Raw genomic sequence first — 21,966 nt, 5'->3', positions numbered from 1 at the left:
AATGAATAGCTGCTTGCGCACATACGGTGTGCGCGAGAGGCCAATTTCATTCATAAGGCGTTGACCGAAGGCAGCAAGCCCGCCAGGTGCTTGCGCCCCAGCGGCGTGACCTCCAGCGCGCGTTCGCCCTCATGGCGGCGCAGCCAGCCTTGTTGCAGGCAGTGAGCCAGCAACGCCTTGGGTAGTTTGCCCGCCATGTGGTCACGGCGTTCGGACCAATCGAGGCAGCGGTAGGCCACGCGGGTGGGGGCGGACGGCTTGGCGTTGTCCATGCCGTCCACAGCAAAGCCCAGCGTACTCAGAGAGGCCTTGCCCTGCGCGGTGAGCAGGTAGCCATCGCCCACGGGGCTCAGCCATTCTTTGGACAGCAGCTGCGAAAACATCTCCACGCCCAGTTGCCCCGCCAGGTGCCCGTAGCAGCAGCGGGCAAAGCGCAGCCGCTGGCGCGTGGGGTTGGCCCAGGTGGCGGTGTGGGTGCGGCGCTCGGCCATCAGCGCCAGTGCCTCCAGCGCGTGGGCCACCTCGTCGTCGGCCAACTTGTAGTAGCGGTGTCGCCCGCGCTGCTCGCACACCAGCAGCTCGGCCACCATCAGCTTGCCCAGGTGCCCGCTGGCCGTGGCTGGCGATACCGATGCAGCCCGCGCCAGCTCGCCCGCGCTGGCGTAGTCGCCTGCCAGCAGGTAGCTGAGCATGCGCGCACGCGTGGCGTCGGCAATCACGGCGGCCATGCTGGCCAGCCGGGGTTCAAACGGGGCGGGGGAAGGGGAAGTCATGCAGGTGGGTGATGTGGGCTGTGAGGGGGCGTCAGCAGTGCCGCGTTGGAATCGTGGGGCGCCTCGTCACGCTGCGTTTGAGTGTAGTCGCGCAGCACCTGCGCCACACGGATGCGGTAGTCGGCAAACACGGCCCCTCGCCCCTCGGCCTGCCCGGTGCGGTGGTCGGCCTGGTTGCGCCAGGCGCGCACAGCGGCTTCGTCGCGCCAGTAGCTCAAAGACAAATAGGTACCGGGCCGCGTCAGGCTTTCAAACCGCTCTACCGACTCAAAGCCGTCGATGGTTTGCAGGTGCTCGCGCAGCGTGGTGGCGATGTCAAAGTAACGCGTCTCTTGCCCGGGCAGGGGTGTCACTTCAAACAGCACGGCAATCATGCGGCCTCCAGATAACCCGTGGGCGATTGCAGGTAACTCGCGGGCACCGGCTGGGGGAAGGTGCGTTCTTCTTTGAGGATGAAGCGCTCGCGCTGCGCAAACGCAAAGTTGGCAATAGCCTCGTCATCCGCACGCAGGCGCTGGCGGTAAGCCTCATACGCCGCCAGACTGGGGAAGGAAATCAGCCCCCACGCCTCGTAGTTGCTACCCTCGTGCGGCGCAAAGTAGCCCAGCAAATGCCCACCCAGGCGGGGAATGATGCGGGCCCAGTTGTTGGCGTAGGCCGTGAATTGGCCTTTCTGGAACGGGTCGATTTCGTAGCGGATGAAGCAGGTGATAGTCATGGCGGCTCCTTCTGTGTGGTGATGAAAAGGAGTTTGGGGTAGGAGTCTTGGGGATGCTTTGGTGTGTGACGAAATGAGGGCACAACGTCCCCCTCCACGATAATCATCCACCCCACAGCCACCCCACCCCAAAGCCCGCCATGTCCCTCGCCACTCTCAAAACCCTGTTCGCCCAGAAGACGTGGGCCAATGCCGAGTTGTTTGATGCCATGCATCTGGTGGACGCGGTGCAGCATGCCGAACCGCTGCACACGGCCACCCGCACGCTGAACCACATCTACGTGGTGGACCGAATCTTCCGCGCGCACTTGTTGGGCGAGGTGCATGGCTACACACAGACCAATACCGACGACACGCCCGCGTTGGGTGACTTGCAGTTCGCCGCTGCCGAGACGGACCACTGGTTTGAGGCCTATGTGGCGGGGCTGGGTGAAGCTGCACTGGCCGAGAGCCTGAGCTTTCAGTTTACTGATGGGGATGCCGGCCGCATGACGCGCGAGGAGATGCTCTTCCACGTGTTGGCGCACGGCTCGTACCACCGTGGCAATGTGGGGCAGGTGCTCAAGGGCATAGGCATGGCGCCGCCGCGCGACTTGCTCACCAAGTTTTTGCACCAGCGCGAGCCGGCACGGCGCCAGCCCGCTTGACCATCCATGGATCGCTATTGATTTGATAGCTGCTAGCGAATATTCCACGTGCGCTAGCAGCCCATTTGGCTTGCAACTGGCCTAGAGCGCAGTTCGCAGCGTCCAGATCTCGGGGAACAGCACCACGTCCAGCATCTTGCGCAAGTAGCTCACGCCGCCGGTGCCACCGGTGCCACGCTTGAAGCCGATGACGCGCTCCACGGTGGTGACGTGGCGGAAACGCCAGAGGCGGAAGGCGTCTTCCAGGTCGGTCAGCTCCTCGGCCAGTTGGTACAGGTCCCAGTGGGCCTTGGGGTCGCGGTAGACCTGCAGCCAGGCGGCTTCCACTTCGGGGCTGGCGGTGTAGGGCTGGGTCCAGTCGCGCTGCAGGTGGCTGGCAGGCACGGCGATGCCACGGCGGGCCATGAGTTGGAGCGCTTCGTCGTACAAAGACGGCGCTTCATACGCCGCTTGCACCAGCGCCAGCCGTTCGGGCGCATGGGCGTGGGGCTTGAGCATGGCGGCGTTTTTGTTGCCCAGCGAAAACTCAATGCACCGGTACTGAAAGCTCTGGAACCCGCTGCTCTGTCCCAGGTAGGGCCGCATGGCGGTGTACTCGGGTGGGGTCATGGTGGCCAGCACGTCCCAGGCGTGCACCAGCTGCTCCATGATTTTGCTGACACGCGCCAGCATCTTGAAAGCGGGTGGCAGGTCGTCCTGTGCGATGCGGCGTATGGCAGCCGTCAGCTCATGCAGCATGAGCTTCATCCACAGCTCGCTGGTCTGGTGTTGGATGATGAAGAGCAGCTCGTCGTGCGTGGGGGACAGCGGCTTTTGCGCCGACAGGATGGCGTCGATCTGCAGGTAGTCGCCATAGCTCATGGTCTTGCTGAAGTCGAGCTGGGCCTTTTCTTCGGCGACGATTTTTTCGGTAGGGTTCATAAGCAACTCAAGAGGTAGACGGGGGGCGCAGGTTGGGGCCGATTTGCTGACCCGAAGGGTCTGATGAGGCCCCGGCCTGTGCCGCCCGGCCGCCTCGTGCAAGCGCAAACCAATGTCAGGTCACCGCATGCTTGCGGTTGAACTCAGGCTTTTGCCACTCTCCACTCTCCAGCACTTGGCGCAAATGCTCCACCGCATTCCACACATCTTCAAACCCGATGTACAGCGGCGTAAACCCGAAGCGCAAGATATCTTTGTGGATGCCGCCATCGCCCGCGCGGTAGTCGCCAATCACACCCCGCGCGATCAGCGCTTGCACGATGGCAAAGGCGCCGGAGCCCAAGTCGCCACCAGCAGCGTGCTCACGGGTCAGGCACACCTGTGAGCCCCGCTGGGCGTGATCGCGCGGGGTGGCCAAGCCCAGGCCATAGCCTTGGCAGCGCTCTTCCACGAGCTGGATAAACAGGTCGGTCAGCGCCAGTGATTTGGCGCGCAGGGCCGCCATGCCGCCCAGTTTTTCGGCCGCCTCAAAGCCGTCCAGACCGCAGCCCAGGAGCGACATGCTGACGATGGGCTGGGTCCCGCACAGGTAGCGGGTGATGCCGGGGGCGGGTTGGTAATCAGGTGTGAAAGCGAAAGGTGCTGCGTGGCCCCACCAGCCGGCCAGGGGCTGCCAGAAGCGGTCGGCGTGCTTGGGGTGCACCCACACAAAGGCCGGTGCGCCGGGGCCGCCGTTCAGGTACTTGTAGCCGCAGCCGACAGCAAAATCGGCAGATTTTGATGATCCTGATTCCTTGAAGTCGGCGCCCGATGCCTTGAGCGTGACCGGCACGGCGCCCGCGCTGTGCGCTAGGTCCCAGATCATCAAAGCACCGGCGGCGTGGGCCGCAGCGGTTACGGCGGGCATGTCGTGCATGGCGCCGGTGCGGTAGTTCACGTGCGTCAACATCAGCACGGCCACGTCGGCGGTGAGTGCGGCGGCAATCTCTTCGGGCTCCACCAGCTTCAGCGTGTAGCCGCGCTCTTTGCACAGGCCTTCGGCGATGTAGAGGTCGGTGGGGAAGTTGCTGCGCTCGCTCACGATGAGCTTGCGTTCAGGCGCGTCCTGCGCGGTGATCGACAGGGCAGCAGACAGCACCTTGAACAGGTTGATGGAGGTGCTGTCGGTGGCCACCACTTCATCCGCGTCGGCACCGATCAGAGGGGCGATGCGGTTGCCTAGGCGCTGCGGCATGCTGAACCAGCCGGCCGTGTTCCAGGAACGGTTCAGGCCTTGGCCCCATTCCTGGGTGACGACTTCAGCAGCGCGCGCAGCGGCCGTCTTGGGCATCACGCCCAGCGAGTTGCCGTCGAGGTAGATCACGCCTTCGGGAATGTCGAACAGGTCGCGCAGCGGGCGCAAGGTGTCGGCCGCATCACGGGCGCGGCAGTCGTTCAGGGTGAGGGGAGTGGACATGGTGTGGATGGATTGTTGGATGGGGAAATTATGTGTTGAGGTGGTTGAAATGTTGATATCTAATCGTCTCTATTCAAAAAATAGACTAAGTTAGTCTTTGAATCGAGTTTGGAGAAAAACTTATGCAGCAAGTCACCGATAAAGCCGACCGTCTGCTGCTGCGGGCTTTGCAAGACAACGCGCGCCTGACCTCTGGCGAGCTGGCGCAGGTGGCCCATTTGTCGCAGTCGCCCACCTGGCGGCGCGTCAAGCAGCTTGAAGAGACTGGCACCATCAAGGGCTACCACGCTGCGCTGGACCGCCGGGCGCTGGGCTACAGCGTGCTGGCCTTTGTGTTGATCGGCATTGACCACCAGAACGAAGCTTCGTCGCAAGCCTTTGTGCAGGCGGTGTCCGAGATTCCGGAGGTGGTGCAGTTCCACGCCATCTCGGGGCAGGCGGACTTTTTGGTGGGGCTGGTGGCCCGCGACCTGGACCACTATTCCGAGCTGTTGCAACGCAAGCTGCACCGCTTGCCGGGGGTGCGGCAGGTGCAGTCGCACTTCTCGTTACAAGAATTCAAGGGCCAGATGGCCGATTTGCCGGTGCCCTTGGACTAGGGTACGTTTACCATGTCATTCACAGTGAACCCACTGCCAACACATAAGGATTCGTCATGACACATCGTTCACCTGTGGTCCGCGCATGGGCTCGGGCCACAACTCTGGGCTTGGTTTTCTCTGTTGTGAGTTGCACCGCATGGGCCGGCAAACCCGAGTGGGCCGGCAAAGGCAAGGGCAAACACGAGGAGGAATCCCATGCCCAAAACCAGCAAGGCGGCTCGGTAGAGATTCGTATCGGCGGCTACTTTGGCGATGACCAACGCCGCGCTGCACAAGACTATTACGGCACCCAGCAGGCCCAAGGAAAATGCCCGCCCGGCTTGGCCAAGAAGAACAACGGCTGCCAGCCACCCGGCCAGGCCAAGAAGTGGTCCCGTGGTCAGCCGCTCCCGAGAGATGTGGTGTTCTATCCGGTGCCGCGTGACATATCGGTGCGTATCGGATTGCCGCCTGCTGGCTACAAATACGTGCGGGTGGCCAATGACATTTTGCTGATCGCCATCGGCACCAGCATGGTGGTGGATGCGATTGAAGACCTGATGCGCTAAGGCGCTAATGCGTTCCCAGGGCGGGGAGCCCGAGCTTGCTGCGTGCACGTGCGCAGGCTTCGCTGCCCTCGGTCAGTTCGTGGCAGGGGGCAGGGCGCAAAGGGTAAATGCTGCAGCCCACCTGTTCACCCACCGTGCTGGTAAGCGCCGTGCAGCGAATCGGCACCGCACCCGTGCCATTCATGCGCCAAGTGTTGCCATTGAGCTCGTGCGCCAAGCTGGCAGGCACGGTGCCACCGGCCAAGTCCATCTCGTAGACCGAAAACTCCACCCGGAAGCACGCGCAGCAAGCACCGCAGGAGGTGCAGGCTGACATGTGCGTTCAGAGCTTGCCGAGCAGCAGGTACTCCATCAGCGCCTTCTGCACGTGCATGCGGTTTTCAGCTTCATCCCAGACCACGCTTTGCGGGCCGTCGATGACTTCGGCTTCTACCTCTTCGCCACGGTGGGCGGGCAGGCAGTGCATGAAGATGGCGTCGGGTGCGGCCACCGCCATCATCTTGCGGTCCACGCACCAGGCGGCAAAGGCCTTGCGGCGGACTTCGTTCTCGGCCTCGAAGCCCATGCTGGTCCACACATCGGTGGTGATCAGGTCGGCATCCTGGCAGGCTTCCATCGGGTCGCTATAGGTTTTATAGCTGCCCGCGCCCATTCCACCGGCGCTGGCAGCCAATTTTTCATTGACTTCATAGCCGCTGGGGGTGGACACGCGCAGGTGGAAGCCCAGCTTGGCGGCGGCCTGCAGCCAGGTGTTGGCCATGTTGTTACCGTCACCCACCCAGGTCACAGTCTTGCCCTGGATGGGGCCGCGGTGCTCGATGTAGGTGAAGATGTCCGCCAGGATCTGGCAGGGGTGGAATTCGTTGGTCAGGCCGTTGATGACGGGCACGCGCGAGTTGGCGGCAAAAGCCTGCAGCTTGGTTTGCTCGTAGGTGCGGATCATCACGATGTCGGTCATGCGGCTGATGACCTTGGCGCTGTCCTCAATCGGCTCAGAGCGGCCGAGCTGGCTGTCGCCGGTGGTCAGGTGCACCACGCTGCCGCCCAGTTGGTACATGCCCGCTTCAAAGCTCACGCGGGTGCGGGTGGAGGCCTTCTCGAAAATCATGGCCAGCGTGCGATCCACCAGGGTGTGGTGGCGCTCAAAGGTCTTGAACTTGCGCTTGATAAAGGCCGCGCGCTCCAGCAGGTAGGCGTACTCGTCGGCGCTGAAGTCGTCGAACTGCAGGTAGTGCCGCACGGGCGGCGCGCCTTGGGGCAGGGTGCTGGGGACGGCGTTGCTGGAGAGGCTCATGCGGTTTCTTTCAAAAAGGCAGCAATCAGGGGCGCGAGGATGGCGACGATCTCGTCGGCCTCGGCCACGCTCAAGATCAGGGGGGGCACCAGACGGACCACGCTGTCAGCCGTCACGCTGATCAGCAGGCCGGCGTCAGCGGCGCGTTGCACCAGGGCGCCGCAGGGCTTGGACAGGTCCACGCCCATCATCAGGCCTTGGCCGCGCACTTCTTTCACGCCGCCATTGGCAATTTCAGCTTTGAGGGCGGCTTCCAGGCCTGCTTTCAGGTGGGCGCCCACCTTCTCGGCATTGGCCAGCAGACCTTCCGCTTCCATGATGCGGATGGTTTCGACCCCGGCGCGCATGGACAGCGGGTTGCCGCCGAAGGTGGAGCCGTGGTTGCCGGGTTGGAAGATGGTGGCGGCTTTGGGGCCCACCACCACAGCGCCCACCGGCACGCCGGAGCCCAGGCCCTTGGCCAGGGGCATCACGTCGGGCTTAATGCCCGCCCACTGGTGGGCAAACCACTTGCCGGTGCGGCCCATGCCGCACTGCACTTCGTCAATCATCAACAGCCAGTCGCGCTGGTCGCACAGGGCGCGCACGTCGCGCAGGTAGTCCATGTGCATGGGGTTCACGCCGCCTTCGCCCTGGATGGCTTCAAAAAACACGGCCACCACATTCGGGTTGCCTTCGGTGGCTGCTTTGAGTGCGGCTATGTTGTTGACCGGCACGCGGATAAAGCCTTCCACCAGCGGGCCGAAACCGGCTTGCACCTTGGGGTTGCCGGTGGCGCTCAGGGTGGCGATGGAGCGGCCGTGGAACGCTTTTTCATACACCACAACCTCGGGGCGTTCGATGCCTTTGTCATGGCCGAACTTGCGGGCCAGCTTGAGGGCGGCCTCGTTGGCTTCCAGGCCGGTGGAACAGAAGAACACATTGCTCATGCCCGAGCGCTCTACCAGCAGTTTGGCGAGATCTTCCTGCAGGGGGATGTGGTAGTAGTTGGAGGTGTGGATCAGCTTGGTCAGCTGATCCTGCAGCGCGGGCACGAGCTGGGGGTGGTTGTGGCCCAGGGTGTTGACGGCGATGCCGCCCAGGGCGTCCAAGTATTCCTTGCCGTTCACGTCCCACACGCGGCAGCCTTGTCCATGGCTCAGGGCGATGGGCAGTCGGCCGTAGGTGTTCATCACGTGGGGTGAAGACGGCGTGGTAACGGTGGCGGCGGTCATGTCATAACTCCGGGGTTGGCTACAAAACAGATCGGCCCGACTGCTGCAAAGGCCAGTCGGGCCGTTGAAGCCTGATTTTAGGCGCACTGGGCATGGCGGTTTCGTGACAAATCCACATCACACTGATGCGCATGCGCATAGCTGGTTTGTCATCTCCATGACAGCGGAGCGGGTAGAATTCTTGTGCGGCGCAGCACCTGCTTTTCATGGTGCGGCGTGCACCCCGAAATTTCGCACGTACTGATGGCCACCACTCCTCCAAAAGAACTCTACATCCTGGGAATCACGCGGCAAGGCAAGACCTTTCGCCCCAGTGACTGGGCGGAGCGTCTGGCCGGTGTGATGAGCCAGTTCCGCCCCGGTGGCGCCACTCGTGGCAGCCACCTCGGCTATTCGCCCTGGTGCGTGCCCACCTCGATCGGGCAGGTGAAATGCGTCATCGTGCACCCCGACTTGCGGGACTATGACGTCATGGCTTGGGATTTCTGCCTCAACTTCGCCCGTGACAACGAGCTGCAGGTCAGTGAGACCCGCCCTGAGGCGCCTGCTGCGCCCGCCGCCCGTCCGGCATCTCCCGAATAATTTTTTGTCCTGACGACAGAAACAAAAAAGCCGTTCAGTTGAACGGCTTTTTTGCTTTTGCTGACAGCGCACCCTAACAAACGGCGAACCTTGTTGCCAAAGTCCGTGCGATTGCCTAAATGATTAGGCTGCGAGTGCCAAGGCTTTCACCTTGGAAGCCAAACGGCTCTTGTCGCGTGCTGCCTTGTTCTTGTGGAAGATGCCCTTGTCAGCCACAGTGTCCACCACGGCTTGCATCTTGGCAAACAATTCTGCGGCTTTGGTCTTGTCACCGGCCACAACTGCCTTTTCCACGTTCTTCACCGCAGTGCGGTACTTGGAACGCAAAGAAGTGTTTGCTGCATTGATTTTGATGTCCTGACGGACGCGTTTACGGCCCGACGCCAGGCGCGGGTTCTTTTTCTTGGGTTTACCAGATGCCATGATTAATATTCCTTGTGTTGGAGGATGTTGTCAGCAAAGCCGATGATTATATACCGGAGTACTGGAACTACCCCTCCAGACGGTTCCGTCCGTTGGCTTTGGCTTCGTACAGGCGCTTGTCCGCTGCGCGCAGCAGGGCATTCATCTCAGGATGGTGGCCGCCGTGCACCCCTATGCTGATGCTGATCGGCACGCCGGCCGGCGCATCCTCGCTGCTGTGGCGTGGCAGAGCTTCCCGGAATGTCTCCAGGCGATCGCGCATGGCGGGCAGGGCCTGCTGGTCGCACAGCATGGCAAATTCTTCCCCTCCGATGCGGGCTACCAGGGTGTCTGGAAAATGTTTGAGCAGGCAACTGGCGACATGGCGGATCACTTTGTCGCCATGGGCATGGCCGTATTGGTCATTGATGGACTTGAAGTGGTCGATGTCCAACATGGCCACCACGACCGGGTGACCTTGTCTGTGGGCTTGCTGATGACGCAGGTATCCTTGCTCAAAGAAAAACCGCCGGTTGTACAGGCCCGTCAGTTCGTCCACATTGGCCAGGTGGTGGAGGTTGTCCATCAGCTCCAGCATTTCCAGGTTCTGGTTCACCCGGCAGGTCATCTCTTCAAACGAGTAGGGTTTGGAGATGAAGTCGTTTGCCCCGTGCTTGAGGAAGCGGGCGGAAATGTCCGAGTGATCCTCCCCCGAGATTCCGATGATGGCCAAGCGCTCCTTACCCATCATCCGGCGGGCCTCCATGACGAACTCAAAGCCGTCTACCAAGGGCATGTTGTAGTCCACCAGGACCAGTTTGATGTCGGGTTGTGCCTGCAGGGCGGCAAGGGCCTCGCGCCCGTTGTGGGCCACCTGGACATTCAGACCCTGCATGCCCAGCATGCGACGGATGATTTCCAGCGAAGAGGGTGAGTCGTCGGCCACTAGCACTTTCAGGCCTGTATTGCGCAGCAGCCGGCCGACCCACTGCACCACATAGTCAAAAGACGGCAGGCCTTTTTTAAGTACGTAATCCACGATCTGCCCCTGCATCATCATCTGGCGAATGTCATTGGTGATGGTGCCCGTCAGCGCAATGGCAGGGATGTGCTGGGCCGCCACGAGATCAATGACTTCCCCGTAGGGGGCGTCCGGCAGGTTCACATCGCACACTGCGGCAAATATTTCATCGGCGCGGGTGTCCAGGAGCTGCCGGGCTTCGGTGAAGGTGGCGGCAATCAGTGTCGGGCATTGCCAGTTGGCTTGCAGCAGGCTGGCCAGCATTTCTGAGAGGGAACGTTGGTCTTCGATGATCAACACGTGGCGGCGGGCGCCTTGGGGTGCCGACGGGCGTTGGCCCCGGTCCGAGTAGCGTAATTTGGTGTTCATGGCAATTCCTGGGCTCCGCACACGGGCGCATATTCCATCATGAAATGGATGGCCCCGCTGCATTTCATCGGGTTTTCCTTGGCGGCGGCTACACTCCCGCCGGTGAGCCTTATCAAATCTGTATCTACGGTGTCTCTCTGGACACTGGCCTCCCGGGTGACCGGCCTGGCGCGTGAGTTGTTGGTGGCGGCAGCCTTCGGGGCCAGTGCCATGACGGACGCATTCAACGTCGCATTCCGCATTCCCAACCTGTTCAGACGCCTGTTTGCCGAAGGGGCTTTCAGCCAAGCTTTTGTACCAGTGCTGGCGGCCAGCAAGGCACGGGACGGTGAGGAATCCACCAAGTTGTTGGTGGACAAGGTCGCCAGCTTGTTGGCCTGCGCCTTGGTGCTTACGTGCATGGTCGGGGTAGCCGCAGCCCCCTTGCTCGTTTGGGCCATGGCCAGTGGCTTGCAAAAAGACCCCGCCGGATACGATGCTGCGGTGTTCATGACGCGCTTCATGTTCCCCTACATCGGCTTCATGTCGCTCGTGGCTTTGTCGTCCGGCGTGCTCAATACCTGGAAGCGCTTTGCGGTTCCCGCCGCAACGCCGGTACTGCTCAATATCAGTTCCATCGCGGCTGCCTGGCTGCTGGTGCCCTGGTTCCGGGAGCAAGGCATTCAACCGATTTACGCGATGGCGGTGGGTGTCATGGTGGGTGGTTTGCTCCAGCTGCTGGTGCAGATTCCCGCCCTGAACCGTATCGGCATGTTGCCGCGCTTCGGGCTGACGGTGACGGCCCTGCGCGAGGCCATGGCCGACCCGGAAACCCGGCGTATCGGCAAGCTCATGCTGCCGGCCCTGTTGGGGGTGAGCGTGGCCCAGATTTCCTTGCTGATCAACACCCAGATTGCCTCCCACTTGCCCACGGGCAGCGTGAGCTGGTTGACCTACGCAGACCGCTTGATGGAGTTCCCCACCGCCATGCTGGGTGTGGCACTGGGCGTGGTGCTGATGCCGCAGCTGGCCGGTGCCCGCGCCAAGGACGATGCCGCCGGCTATTCCGCCTTGCTCGACTGGGGTCTGCGGATTGTGGTGTTGTTGGCGGTGCCGTGTTCCATCGGCTTGCTCACGTTTTCCAAGCCTATCGTGTCGGTGCTTTACCACTATGGTGCGTTTTCGGCCACCGATGTGCAGCAAACGACGTGGGCGCTGATGGGATGGGGCGCTGGTTTGGTGGGCATTGTGGCCATCAAAGTGTTGGCCCCCGGCTATTACGCAAGCCAAGACATCAAAACCCCTGTCCGGATTGCCGTGGTGGTGCTCATTGCCACTCAGCTGATGAATCTGGCACTGGTGCCCATCTTTAAACAGGCCGGCTTGTCTTTGTCTATCAGCTTGGGTGCCATGCTGAATGCAGGTTGGCTGTTGGTAGGCTTGATGCGTCGGGGCAGTTTTCAGCCGCTGGCAGGTTGGGGACGGTTTTTGCTTCAGGTGCTTGCCGCGGCTGCGGTCCTGGTGGTGTACTTGTTGTGGGCCGCAGGTCTGGTGGACTGGGTGGCGCTTCGCGCCCAGCCATGGCTGCGTATCGGCTGGTTGACTTTGTTGATGGGTGGTGCCGGGGTGGTGTATTTCGGCGCCTTGTGGGCAGCGGGTCTGAATGTGCGCCAGTTTTTGCGGCGCTGAACCGGGAGGTGAGCCATGAAGCTGGATATGTCCCTACCTTCTCCATTGGAGTATTTCGCCAGCCTGGTGCAGGACGACGACGACTTTGCGTTGTTTGAAGCCGCGCTCTCGCTGGCGCAGGATGAATACCCCGATCTCGACCTTCAAGCCAGTTTGGGCGAGGTGGATCAGCTATTGGCCCGCGTGCGCCGGCGCTTGGCCGACGATGCGTCTGCCCTGCAACGGGTGCGGGTGCTGAACCAGTTTTTCTTTACCGATCTCGGCTTCGCCGGCAACGTCAACAACTATTACGACCCGGACAACAGTTTTGTGCCGGTCATGCTGCGCACCCGCCGGGGTATTCCGATTTCTTTGGCCGTGCTGTGGATGGAACTGGCCCAGGGCCTGAACCTGGATGCGCAAGGAGTGAGTTTCCCCGGGCACTTCATGGTGAAGGTCAGCCTGCCCATGGGGCAGGCGGTGATTGACCCTATGTCCGGCCGGTCACTCAGCCGGGAAGAATTGTCCGAGTTGCTGGAACCCTACCGCCGTCGTAGCGGGTTGGTGGATGAGTTTGAAGCACCTTTGGGCTTGTACCTGCAATCTGCCACTCCGCGGGATATCGTGGCCCGCATGCTGCGCAACCTCAAGGAAATCTACCGATCCCAGCAGGACTGGCAGCGCTTGTTGGCGGTGCAAGAGCGCTTGGTCGTGCTGCTGCCGGAGTCCTGGTCTGAGTACCGGGATCGCGGCCTCGCCCATGCAGAACTCGGGCACCACCGCGAAGCCTTGGCGGACCTGGAACTCTATTTGGAGCATGCCGACAAAGTCGTCGATGTGGACCAGGTGGTCGATCAGGTCAAAGCCATCCGGACACAAACCGGTCTTTGAGAGTCCCTGCCTGACGGCAGAGATGTTCAGGCGACAGGTTGGCGCAGCAGGTATTGCGGCAAGGCTTGGGAGCCCGCTGCTCTTACCGGTGAAGCCGGAGGGTGGTCCTCATTCGCCGGCTTGGGGTTGTGTGCGAATACCGTCAGGCGGCTGCCGTGCACCATGGACTCCTGGGCGGGCATCAGGCTGGGCGCGCGGGGCGCCGCAATAGCCCGCTTTTCGGCAGGCGCCGGCGCTGCTTCTTTGGTCACGGTCGATGGCGCTGCAACCTTGTTCATCGTCCAGTTCAGAATCGGTTCCCACTGCGCTATATCCGCGCTTTGCAGGAGCTTGTGAGGGTCGAAGATCGTAAAGCCGCTCTCCAGGCTGCGCACATACACCTGGGTTTCTCGCAGTACCCCCACAAACTCCACCGCATGCGCCTCTGCCCAGGCGCGCAGCGTTTCGGCACCTTTGGTGCGGGCATCCAGCCGCATGCCCACCACCCCCACACGGCAACGGCCGGAGGCGATGCGGGGCAGGGCACGCAGTTCCTGCAGGCAGGCGCTGGCAGATTCACGGTCGAAAAGGGAGTTGCACACCGGCATCAGCACGGTATCGGTCGACATGATGACTTTGGCGAGCTCAAATCCGTGCATGCCGCCGGGGGTATCCAGCACCACATGGGTGATACCGGCAGGTGCCTTGAGGGTGTTTTTTTGGTCTACCGCCCAACCCGCAATGGGAGCGAGCTGCGGAGGGCGCCGCTTGAGCCAGGTGCGGGTGGATTGCTGCCGGTCCACATCGCCCAGCATGACGGCAATTTTCTGGTTGGAAAGCCACGCGGCCAAATGGGTGGCCATGGTGCTTTTTCCACTGCCACCTTTGCGGTTGATGACTGCAATAACCGGCATACACACTACCCCGGAGCCAACGATGCCTCCAGTTTGAGCCTAAAAAGCCCAAAAGTCCACAGCTGCTGTGCGCGAGCAGCTATAAATTTACTAGCAGATAGAGGATTCGGAGCCGCTGCCGGCGACTCCGGATGGCACCAGGATCAGGCGACGACGACTTGTTCGCCTGCGCCTTGGGCTGCAATCACGCCTACGGTGTACACGGTTTCACCGCTGGCGCGTAGGGTCGCTGCAGTGGCTTCTGCGTGGGCTGCGTCCACCACCACCACCATGCCGATGCCATTGTTGAAGGTGCGGTTCATCTCGATGTCGTCAATACCAGCGGTTTTCTGCAACCAGGCAAACAACTCAGTTTGGGGCCAGCTGCCCTTGACCAGATGTGCCGCCAGGCCTTCGGGCAGCACACGGGGAATGTTTTCCAGCAGGCCGCCACCGGTGATGTGGGCCAGCGCCTTGATGGGGTGGATAGTCAGCGCGGCCAACACATTCTTCACGTACAAGCGGGTGGGCTCCATGACGGCTTGCTTGAAGGGCTTGCCGTCCAGCGTGGCAGGGACGGTGCCTGCGGCTTCAGCGCGCTCGATGCATTTGCGCACCAGGCTGAATCCGTTGGAGTGCACGCCGGCAGAGGCCAGACCCAGCACCACGTCACCGGCTTTCACGTCGGCGCCGGTCAGGATCTTGGATTTTTCAACCGCGCCCACGGCAAAACCCGCCAGGTCGTATTCCCCTGCGGGGTACATGCCGGGCATTTCGGCGGTTTCGCCACCGATCAGTGCGCAGCCGGAGAGCTCACAGCCTTTTGCAATGCCGCCCACTACAGCGGCAGCGGTGTCCACGTTCAACTTGCCGCAGGCAAAGTAGTCCAGAAAGAACAGGGGCTCAGCGCCCTGCACCAGCACGTCGTTCACGCTCATGGCCACCAGGTCAATGCCCACGGTGTCGTGCATGTTCCACTCAAAGGCCAGTTTCAGTTTGGTGCCTACGCCGTCGGTGCCGCTCACCAGCACAGGTTCTTTGTAGCGCTTGGGCACTTCAAACAGGGCACCGAAACCGCCGATACCGGCCAGCACGCCTTCGCGCATGGTCTTTTTCGCCAACGGCTTGATGCGTTCAACCAGCGCGTCACCGGCAACGATATCGACACCGGCGTCTTTGTAGGAAAGGGGAGTGGAAGCAGAAGATTGGGTCATGGGAAGTAGCTTTTGGGGTGGAGCAGAGGCAGACCCCGATAGAATTTGCCTAGATTTTAAGGGTTTGCCCCTTCTCTTTCCCGAATGCAATTCACCCCCACCCAAAAAAGATTCCTCGCCTGGGCCCTCATTGCGCTGTTTGCCGTGCTCGCGCTGTGGCTGCTGGCGCCTGTGTTGGCCCCCTTCGCGGTGGCGGCCGTACTGGCTTATGCGCTCACGCCGGTGGTCGATTGGATTGACGATGTGGGCCTGGGGCGTGTCCCCCGCGTAGTGGCGGTGGTGCTCGTCGAGGTGCTGTTCCTGGTCGCGTTGCTGAGTGTGTTGCTCTTGATCGTGCCCATTCTGGCCAAAGAGCTGCCGCTCATGCGCGAGCAGTTCCCGGTGCTGCTGGACAGTCTGAACGAAGCCCTCAAACCTTTGCTGGCTCAATGGGGCATCAAGCTCAACCTCGATGTGGCCAGCATCAAGGGCTTTGTCATGAAGTACCTGAACGCCAATGTGGAGGACGCGTTCGGCTCAGTGCTGGCGTCCGTCAAGCTGGGCGGCAGCGTCGCGTTTGCGCTTATTGGCAACGCCATCCTGATCCCGGTGGCCTTGTTTTACATGCTGATGGACTGGAGTCGGTTCATGGGCCAGTTGCGCCAGATGGTTCCTCCCCGCCTGCGGGCGCCCACGGACAGTTTTCTGCGGGAGTCTGACGAGGTGTTGGGCCAGTACCTGCGCGGCCAGTTGCTCGTGATGGTGATTCTGGCTGCGGCCTACAGCATCGGTCTTGCACTCTTCGGCTTGGACCTGGCATTGCCTATCGGCATCTTCACGGGCCTGGCGATTTTTGTGCCTTATCTGGGCTTCGGCGTAGGGCTGGTGCTGGCCTTGTTTGCGGGACTGCTGGAGTTTTCGTCTTCTCACGGCATCGGCTACCCCCTGGTCATGGTGGCCGTGGTGTATGGCCTGGGGCAAGTCGTCGAGAGCTTTTTGCTCACGCCGCGCCTGGTGGGTGAGCGCATCGGCTTGCACCCGCTGGCGGTGATTTTTGCCTTGCTGGCATTCGGCCAGCTGTTCGGCTTTGTGGGTGTGCTGGTGGCCTTGCCCGCCAGCGCGGTGCTGCTGGTAGCAATACGTCGCGTCCGTGCGGGTTACCTGTCCAGCCGCTTGTACCTTGGTTGATTTTTTGCGTATGAAACAGATCGCGTTGGACATCGGCTTGTCCACCGGCCCCACGGTGGCCAATTTTTTTGCTGGCCCCAACGAAGCAGCCCTCAAGCATCTGGTGCTCTGGATCGGTGACAAAAGCAGTGCCTCCAGCCGCTCGCCGGTTCCCACGTATCTGTGGGGCCCGGAGGGGAGTGGCAAAACCCATTTGCTCAAAGCCGCCCGTGAAGGCCTGCGCGAGCAGGGCGCCCGCATCGGCTGGCTGGGTGCCAATGATGAGCCCTCGGAGTTTGACGACAGCTGGGCCGCTGTGGTGCTGGATGATGTGCACCTGTTCACGGCGGAACAACAACACGCGGCATTCAACTGGTTTGTGAACGCCCAGACGCACCACAAGCCGGTGTTGGCGGCCGGAGAATTCGCCCCGGTGGAGCTCAAGCTGCGCGATGACTTGCGCACCCGCCTGGGCTGGGGCCATATCTTCGGCTTGCAGCTCCTGAGCGAACCCGAGCGTCGCAGCGTGCTGCGGCAAGCGGCGGATGCACGCGGTGTTTTTCTGGGCGATGAAGTCATGGACTTCATGCTCAACCGGTTCAGCCGCGATCTGGGCAGCCTCATGGAGCTGCTGGACCTGATGGACGGCTATGCCCTGCAGACCCAGCGTGCCATCACCATTCCACTGATCAAATCCATGCTGGAAAACACATGACTGTCAACAAGATTGTCCTCTTTGATCTGGATCACACCTTGATCCCGCTGGACTCCGACTACGCCTGGGGCGAGTTCACCACCGCGCTGGGGTGGACCGATGCCGAACTCTTCAAGCAGAAGAACCAGGAGTTTTATGAGCACTACAAGGCGGGCACGCTCGATATCCACGCGTACATCCGGTTTGCTACTGCAGCAGTTATCCGTGAGGGCGCTACTAAATCGATAGCTGCTCACGCAGATTTCATGAGCGCCATCATCCAAAAAGCCATCCAACCCCAAGCCCTGAAGCTGGTGAGGGACCACCAGGCTGCGGGAGATGTGGTGGTCATCGTCACCGCAACCAACGCCTTTGTGACCCGCCCGATTGCCACGGCGTTCGGTGTGGAAGACCTGATTGCGGTGGATCTGGTGAAAGACGAAACCCCCGGCGGCACCGGCTGGTACACCGGCGAGATTGCCGGTGTACCCTCCTTCCGCGAGGGCAAAGTCACCCGGGTGAACCAGTGGCTCACCGATCGGGGCTGGAGCTGGGAGACGGTGCACACCACCTTCTACTCCGACTCCATCAACGACGTCCCCCTGATGGAAAAAGCCGATGTGGCGGTCGCCACCAACCCCGACCCGCGCTTGCGCGCACTGGCCGAGCAGCGTGGATGGCGCATACTCGAGCTCTTCTCCTGACCCCCGGGCAGGACCGCTAGGAACAAGAACTTGATCAAAAAATTTATCGACAAATTGCTGGGCAAAAGCCCAGCAGGCACCAGCAAAAAGCCGCAGTTTGGCAAACGGGTGGAGATTCCCGTGTCGGTGCATGGCATAGACCCCAGCCTGGTGGACGAGCGCGCCGTCAATGTGGTGCGCACTCTCAAACAGGCCGGTTTTGAGGCCTATGTGGTGGGCGGTGCGGTGCGTGACCTGCTGGTCGGTTTGCGCCCCAAAGACTTTGATGTGGCGACCAACGCCACCCCTGAGCAGGTCAAGGGCCTGTTCCGCCGTGCATTCATCATCGGGCGGCGATTCCGCATCGTGCACGTGGTGTACGGCCGAGGGCGCGAGCACGAGGTGATTGAAGTCTCGACCTTCCGCGCGTATCTGGATAACGCCGCCGCTGAGCAAGTGGCCGGGAATGAGCGCACCAGCAAGAGTGAACTGGCTGGCATGAAGCACGCGGTAGACAGCACCGGCCGGGTGCTGCGCGACAACGTCTGGGGCCCCCAGGAAGAAGACGCGGTGCGCCGCGACTTCACCATCAACGCCATGTACTACGACCCTGAAACCCAGATCGTGGTCGACTATCACCATGGCCTGAAAGACTCCAAGAGCCGCACCCTTCGCATGATTGGCGACGCGGCCACTCGCTACCGGGAAGACCCGGTGCGCATCATCCGCGCCGTGCGTTTTGCCGCCAAGCTGAGCCCGCTGGGTTTCAAGCTGGAGCCCAAAACTGCAGGCCCCCTGGTCAAGAGCCAGAAGCTCTTGAACGACGTGCCGCAGAGCCGCTTGTTCGACGAAATGCTCAAGCTGCTGCAAACCGGCCACGCGTTGGCCTCCATCGAGCAGCTCAAGGTCTTGGGTTTGGCGACCGGCATCTACCCGTTGTTGGATGTGGTGGTGGAGCGCGGCGAGCAGCCTTTTGTGGCCGCAGCCCTCAAAGATACCGACCGTCGCGTGGGCGAGGGCAAGCCAGTGGCGCCTAGTTTCCTGCTGGCCTGTGTGTTGTGGGCCGATGTGCGCGACGGTTGGGCCCAGCGCCTCCAAAGCGGTCAGCACAGCCATCCGGCTTTGCAGGACGCAATTGAAGACGTGTTCCATGCCCGCATCGGGGACGTGTCCGGCCGCGGCAAGCTGGCCGGAGACATGCGCGAGATCTGGCTGATGCAACCCCGCTTTGACAAGCGTGTGGGCAGCACCCCCTTTGGCATGGTGGAGCAACCCCGCTTCCGCGCCTCCTTCGACTTCATGCGCTTGCGTGCAGATGCGGGGGAGATTGACGAAACCCTGGCCGACTGGTGGCAAGAGTTCAGCATGGCCAGTGACGAAGTGCGCCAGGACATGGTGGACCAGGTGCGCGCCGAGCAGCAGCAGCAACGCAAGCAGGCCCCCAAAGGCCCGCGTGCGGCCAAGCCGGCGCGTGACCCGCGGCCGATCCCGACTGGCAGCCAGTCCGGTGACCAGTCATCCGAGCCGGAGTTTCCGGAATCTGCTGCGGACTCGACCGGGGATGCGCCGCGCAAGCGTCGCCGCCGTCGCCGCGGTGGCGCGGCCCGTGGCGCGGGTGAGGGCGGATCAGCCCCCTCGGCCGGGTAAGCCATGGTCCTGCGCGATCCGGTCCGCGCCTACATCGGCCTGGGAGCCAATCTGGGTGACCCCATGGTTGCTTTGCGCACCGCGCTGGAAGGGCTGGAGCGCCTGCCCGCCAGCCGTCTGGTGCGTGCCTCCGGTTTTTTTGGCAGCACGCCGGTGGACTCCACCGGGCCGGACTATGTGAACGCGGTGGCTGAGATCAGCACCTGCCTGAGCGCGCCGGACCTGCTGGTGGCTCTGCAACAGCAAGAATTGCAGGCCGGACGTGAGCGCCCCTACCGCAATGCCCCGCGCACCCTGGACCTGGATATCTTGCTCTACGGTAGTGCACGCATAGCCAGTCCCGCATTGACCGTTCCCCACCCCCGCATGAGGGAACGTGCCTTTGTGTTGATGCCTTTGGCCGAGCTTGATCCTGAGCGGGTTACGCCCGCCGAACTGGACGCCGTGCGCGACCAGGCCATCTGGAGGTTGGCAGGGTAAATCCGGTCTTTTCTCCATTCTGTAACCGGGTACGGCGTGTTTAAATTACAGAATAATTAAAGGAGATTGGAATGCAGTTCAACCGGATGCGGCTGGCCACCAAGCTGTGGTCTGCCATGGTGCTGATGGTGGTGTCGTTGGGAATCATCATCGCGCTGACCGCCTGGCAATCCCGTAAGTCCCGCGAGGCTTATGGCGCGCTGAATACCGCCTTGGCGACCCAAATCAAGCAAGCCAATCAGTGGGCCGCCCTCGAAGACGTGAACGCCACCCGGGCTTATGCGGTGGTCGTGTCCATAGATCCCGGCGTGGCCAATGCGTTCAAGGACGAAATCGCAGCCAGCAATAGCCGGATTGAAGAGTTTCAAAAACTGATCGAATCTGCCAGCCCGACTGAGCAGGACCGGCAACAAATCACCAAGATCACGGATCTGCGCAAAAAGCTGCAAGACCTGACCAGCCAGACCGCGCTGCTCAAAGTCACCAAGCCCGGTGACATGCCGGCTTTTGTGGAAACGCAATACCGCCCTGCCGTGCTGGCACTGCAACAGGCCCATGCCGAGTTTGTAGCCATGCAGGATACCGAAAGCGAGCAGGCCCGCCAGAGCTTTGAGGCGGAAGGGCGCAAGCTCATCATGCTGTCCACCAGCGGGCTGGTGCTGGTGATTTGCGGCATTCTGGTAGGGGCTGCATTTCTGATCCGCTCCATCAAGCGCCCTCTGGTCCAGGCCAACCAGCTGGCATCCCGGATTGCCGAGGGTGACCTGACCAGTGTGGTGGATGAGTCCCGATCCGACGAATTCGGCGACCTGATGCGCTCACTGGCCGCCATGAACCGGGCGCTATCGCTGATGGTGGCGCAGGTCCGGCATAGCACGGACAGCATTGCGACTGCCAGCACGGAGATTGCCACCGGCAACAACGATCTGGCTCACCGTACCGAGGAAACCTCCAGCAACCTCGCCTCCACGGCATCGAGCATGGACAGCCTCACCCAAGCGGTACGTTTGAGTTCAGAGAACGCCCATCAGGCGGGCACCCTGGCGGCCAATGCCTCCAGCGTGGCCCAGCGCGGTGGCGAGGTCGTAACGCAGGTGGTGCGCACCATGCAGGAGATTGACGCCAGCAGTAAAAAGATTGCCGACATCATCAGCGTGATCGATGGCATCGCCTTCCAGACCAACATCCTCGCCTTGAATGCAGCGGTGGAAGCCGCCCGCGCCGGCGAACAGGGGCGGGGCTTTGCGGTGGTGGCGTCTGAGGTGCGTTCGCTGGCTGGTCGCAGTGCGGAGGCTGCCAAAGAAATCAAGGCACTCATAGGCACCTCGGTCGACAAGGTGGAGTCCGGCACCCAGCTGGTGACCCATGCGGGTTCTACGATGCAAGAGATTGTGCAGAGCGTGCGCCGCGTGGTGGATGTGATCAACGAAATCACCGCCGCTTCCAGTGAACAAAGTGGCGGCATTGCCGATGTGAACCACGCCATTTCCAATCTCGACCAGATGACCCAGCAGAATGCGGCCTTGGTCGAGGAGAGCGCCGCCGCAGCGGAGAGCCTGCGCGACCAGGCTGCACAGTTGGCGCAAGCCGTCTCGGTCTTCAAGGTGGATGCGTCGGCATCTGCAGCACGCCGGTTGCAGGGTCACCAAGCGCCGTTGATGTTGCGCTGAGCGGAGTTTCAGGCGACTTCGGCGATCAGCTCGATTTCCACGCAGGCACCCATGGGGATCTGCGCCACGCCGAAGGCGCTGCGGGCATGGGCGCCCACTTGAGGGCCGAAGACCTGGCCGAACAATTCGCTTGCGCCGTTGGTCACCAGGTGTTGTTCGGTGAAGTCGCCGGTGGAGTTCACCAGGGACATGACCTTCACGATGCGCTTGACCTTGTTCAGGTCACCCACGGCGGCGTGCAGGGTACCCATCAGGTCGATGGCGATGGCACGGGCAGCGGCCTTGCCTTCTTCGGTGCTGATGTTTTTACCCAGCTGGCCGGCCCAGACGGCGCCATCTTTTTTGGCGATATGACCGCTCAAAAACACCAGGTTGCCGGTCTGCACAAAAGGCACATAGGCTGCAGCGGGGATGGCCACAGGGGGCAGGGTGATTTGGAGTTCAGCGAGTTTGTCGTAAATGCTCATGGCGTCGA

Annotated in this window: 25 protein-coding genes; 12 read left to right on the top strand and 13 right to left on the bottom strand. The window is 61.8% G+C overall.

Annotated features, from left to right (window positions below; all coding sequences use genetic code 11):
• Window positions 1–50: 50 nt before the first annotated feature.
• Genes RAN89_RS15070 through RAN89_RS15060 form a run of 3 tightly spaced genes read right to left on the bottom strand, consistent with a single transcriptional unit; the run spans window position 51 to window position 1,491 of the window.
• Window positions 51–773: an ArsR/SmtB family transcription factor gene (locus RAN89_RS15070; RefSeq protein WP_313867065.1), complete on the bottom strand. Its 723-nt coding sequence runs from the start codon at window positions 771–773 to the stop codon at window positions 51–53.
• A complete protein-coding gene (locus RAN89_RS15065) occupies window positions 770–1,147 on the bottom strand; it encodes an antibiotic biosynthesis monooxygenase family protein (RefSeq protein ID WP_313867064.1) in 378 nt (125 codons plus the stop codon). The genes RAN89_RS15070 and RAN89_RS15065 overlap by 4 nt, the downstream gene beginning before the upstream one ends.
• Window positions 1,144–1,491 carry an NIPSNAP family protein gene (locus tag RAN89_RS15060; protein WP_313867063.1) on the bottom strand — a complete coding sequence of 116 codons (348 nt, stop codon included), beginning with the start codon at window positions 1,489–1,491 and terminating at the stop codon, window positions 1,144–1,146. The genes RAN89_RS15065 and RAN89_RS15060 overlap by 4 nt, the downstream gene beginning before the upstream one ends.
• 140 nt (window positions 1,492–1,631) lie before the next feature.
• Between RAN89_RS15060 and RAN89_RS15055 the strand changes: the two genes are divergently transcribed.
• Window positions 1,632–2,138 carry a DinB family protein gene (locus RAN89_RS15055; protein ID WP_313867062.1) on the top strand — a complete coding sequence of 169 codons (507 nt, stop codon included), beginning with the start codon at window positions 1,632–1,634 and terminating at the stop codon, window positions 2,136–2,138.
• A gap of 81 nt (window positions 2,139–2,219) precedes the next feature.
• On the opposite strand, the gene kynA is transcribed toward RAN89_RS15055, so the two are convergent.
• Together kynA and kynU are read right to left on the bottom strand one after the other, a co-directional pair.
• The gene (gene kynA / locus RAN89_RS15050) at window positions 2,220–3,059 is read right to left on the bottom strand and encodes a tryptophan 2,3-dioxygenase (protein ID WP_313867061.1); all 840 of its coding nucleotides are present in this window, start codon (window positions 3,057–3,059) and stop codon (window positions 2,220–2,222) included.
• 115 nt (window positions 3,060–3,174) lie between these two features.
• Window positions 3,175–4,515: a kynureninase gene (kynU, locus tag RAN89_RS15045; RefSeq protein WP_313867060.1), complete on the bottom strand. Its 1,341-nt coding sequence runs from the start codon at window positions 4,513–4,515 to the stop codon at window positions 3,175–3,177.
• A gap of 122 nt (window positions 4,516–4,637) precedes the next feature.
• Between kynU and RAN89_RS15040 the strand changes: the two genes are divergently transcribed.
• Together RAN89_RS15040 and RAN89_RS15035 are read left to right on the top strand one after the other, a co-directional pair.
• Complete coding sequence (locus tag RAN89_RS15040; RefSeq protein ID WP_313867059.1) at window positions 4,638–5,114, top strand: Lrp/AsnC family transcriptional regulator; 477 nt, start codon at window positions 4,638–4,640, stop codon at window positions 5,112–5,114.
• Window positions 5,115–5,170: 56 nt separating this feature from the next.
• Entirely contained in the window at window positions 5,171–5,665 is a 495-nt protein-coding gene (locus RAN89_RS15035; protein ID WP_313867058.1) for a hypothetical protein, read from the top strand.
• Window positions 5,666–5,669: 4 nt separating this feature from the next.
• On the opposite strand, the gene RAN89_RS15030 is transcribed toward RAN89_RS15035, so the two are convergent.
• The 3 genes from RAN89_RS15030 to RAN89_RS15020 are packed head-to-tail and all read right to left on the bottom strand — an operon-like array spanning window position 5,670 to window position 8,173.
• Window positions 5,670–5,981, bottom strand: a complete 312-nt coding sequence (locus RAN89_RS15030) for a YkgJ family cysteine cluster protein (RefSeq protein WP_313867057.1) — start codon at window positions 5,979–5,981, stop codon at window positions 5,670–5,672.
• Window positions 5,982–5,987: 6 nt separating this feature from the next.
• Window positions 5,988–6,959, bottom strand: coding sequence for an ornithine carbamoyltransferase (gene argF, locus RAN89_RS15025; protein ID WP_313867056.1), 972 nt, complete (start codon window positions 6,957–6,959; stop codon window positions 5,988–5,990).
• Window positions 6,956–8,173, bottom strand: a complete 1,218-nt coding sequence (locus RAN89_RS15020; RefSeq protein WP_313867055.1) for an aspartate aminotransferase family protein — start codon at window positions 8,171–8,173, stop codon at window positions 6,956–6,958. Before RAN89_RS15020 ends, argF begins: the two co-directional genes overlap by 4 nt.
• A 243-nt stretch (window positions 8,174–8,416) precedes the next feature.
• On the opposite strand from RAN89_RS15020, the gene RAN89_RS15015 reads away from it, so the two are divergent.
• Window positions 8,417–8,755, top strand: coding sequence for a DUF3579 domain-containing protein (locus RAN89_RS15015; RefSeq protein ID WP_313867054.1), 339 nt, complete (start codon window positions 8,417–8,419; stop codon window positions 8,753–8,755).
• Window positions 8,756–8,878: 123 nt separating this feature from the next.
• Here RAN89_RS15015 and rpsT read toward each other — a convergent pair whose 3' ends face one another.
• A complete protein-coding gene (rpsT, locus tag RAN89_RS15010; RefSeq protein WP_087494412.1) occupies window positions 8,879–9,178 on the bottom strand; it encodes a 30S ribosomal protein S20 in 300 nt (99 codons plus the stop codon).
• Window positions 9,179–9,245: 67 nt separating this feature from the next.
• Entirely contained in the window at window positions 9,246–10,547 is a 1,302-nt protein-coding gene (locus RAN89_RS15005) for a GGDEF domain-containing response regulator (RefSeq protein ID WP_313867053.1), read from the bottom strand.
• A 48-nt stretch (window positions 10,548–10,595) separates the two neighbouring features.
• Here RAN89_RS15005 and murJ point away from each other — a divergent pair, with 48 nt between their 5' ends.
• Window positions 10,596–12,215, top strand: a complete 1,620-nt coding sequence (gene murJ, locus RAN89_RS15000; protein ID WP_313869411.1) for a murein biosynthesis integral membrane protein MurJ — start codon at window positions 10,596–10,598, stop codon at window positions 12,213–12,215.
• 15 nt (window positions 12,216–12,230) lie between these two features.
• Window positions 12,231–13,085, top strand: coding sequence for a SirB1 family protein (locus RAN89_RS14995; protein WP_313867052.1), 855 nt, complete (start codon window positions 12,231–12,233; stop codon window positions 13,083–13,085).
• 26 nt (window positions 13,086–13,111) lie between these two features.
• Here the strand turns inward: RAN89_RS14995 and RAN89_RS14990 are convergent, their stop codons facing one another.
• Entirely contained in the window at window positions 13,112–13,978 is an 867-nt protein-coding gene (locus tag RAN89_RS14990; protein WP_313867051.1) for a ParA family protein, read from the bottom strand.
• A gap of 143 nt (window positions 13,979–14,121) precedes the next feature.
• Window positions 14,122–15,171, bottom strand: coding sequence for a phosphoribosylformylglycinamidine cyclo-ligase (gene purM / locus RAN89_RS14985; RefSeq protein ID WP_313867050.1), 1,050 nt, complete (start codon window positions 15,169–15,171; stop codon window positions 14,122–14,124).
• 84 nt (window positions 15,172–15,255) lie between these two features.
• On the opposite strand from purM, the gene RAN89_RS14980 reads away from it, so the two are divergent.
• The 6 genes from RAN89_RS14980 (at window position 15,256) to RAN89_RS14955 (ending at window position 21,491) form a co-directional block, all read left to right on the top strand.
• Entirely contained in the window at window positions 15,256–16,338 is a 1,083-nt protein-coding gene (locus RAN89_RS14980) for an AI-2E family transporter (protein WP_313867049.1), read from the top strand.
• 10 nt (window positions 16,339–16,348) lie between these two features.
• Window positions 16,349–17,032 (top strand): DnaA regulatory inactivator Hda, encoded by a 684-nt coding sequence (gene hda / locus RAN89_RS14975; RefSeq protein WP_313867048.1) that lies wholly within the window; start codon window positions 16,349–16,351, stop codon window positions 17,030–17,032.
• Complete coding sequence (locus RAN89_RS14970; protein WP_313867047.1) at window positions 17,029–17,715, top strand: HAD family hydrolase; 687 nt, start codon at window positions 17,029–17,031, stop codon at window positions 17,713–17,715. Before hda ends, RAN89_RS14970 begins: the two co-directional genes overlap by 4 nt.
• Before the next feature lie 30 nt (window positions 17,716–17,745).
• Window positions 17,746–19,341, top strand: a complete 1,596-nt coding sequence (gene pcnB, locus RAN89_RS14965; RefSeq protein ID WP_313867046.1) for a polynucleotide adenylyltransferase PcnB — start codon at window positions 17,746–17,748, stop codon at window positions 19,339–19,341.
• 3 nt (window positions 19,342–19,344) lie between these two features.
• Window positions 19,345–19,821 carry a 2-amino-4-hydroxy-6-hydroxymethyldihydropteridine diphosphokinase gene (folK, locus tag RAN89_RS14960; protein ID WP_313867045.1) on the top strand — a complete coding sequence of 159 codons (477 nt, stop codon included), beginning with the start codon at window positions 19,345–19,347 and terminating at the stop codon, window positions 19,819–19,821.
• Window positions 19,822–19,892: 71 nt separating this feature from the next.
• Window positions 19,893–21,491, top strand: a complete 1,599-nt coding sequence (locus RAN89_RS14955) for a methyl-accepting chemotaxis protein (RefSeq protein ID WP_313867044.1) — start codon at window positions 19,893–19,895, stop codon at window positions 21,489–21,491.
• Window positions 21,492–21,499: 8 nt separating this feature from the next.
• Here the strand turns inward: RAN89_RS14955 and RAN89_RS14950 are convergent, their stop codons facing one another.
• Window positions 21,500–21,958 (bottom strand): RidA family protein, encoded by a 459-nt coding sequence (locus RAN89_RS14950; RefSeq protein WP_313867043.1) that lies wholly within the window; start codon window positions 21,956–21,958, stop codon window positions 21,500–21,502.
• Window positions 21,959–21,966: the final 8 nt, after the last annotated feature.

The sequence above is a fragment of the Rhodoferax mekongensis genome, from assembly GCF_032191775.1.
GTDB classification, from domain to species: Bacteria; Pseudomonadota; Gammaproteobacteria; order Burkholderiales; family Burkholderiaceae_C; genus Allorhodoferax; species Allorhodoferax mekongensis.
The sequence above is the reverse complement of the archived record's forward strand: the minus strand, read 5'-3'. Positions and strand labels throughout refer to the sequence as shown.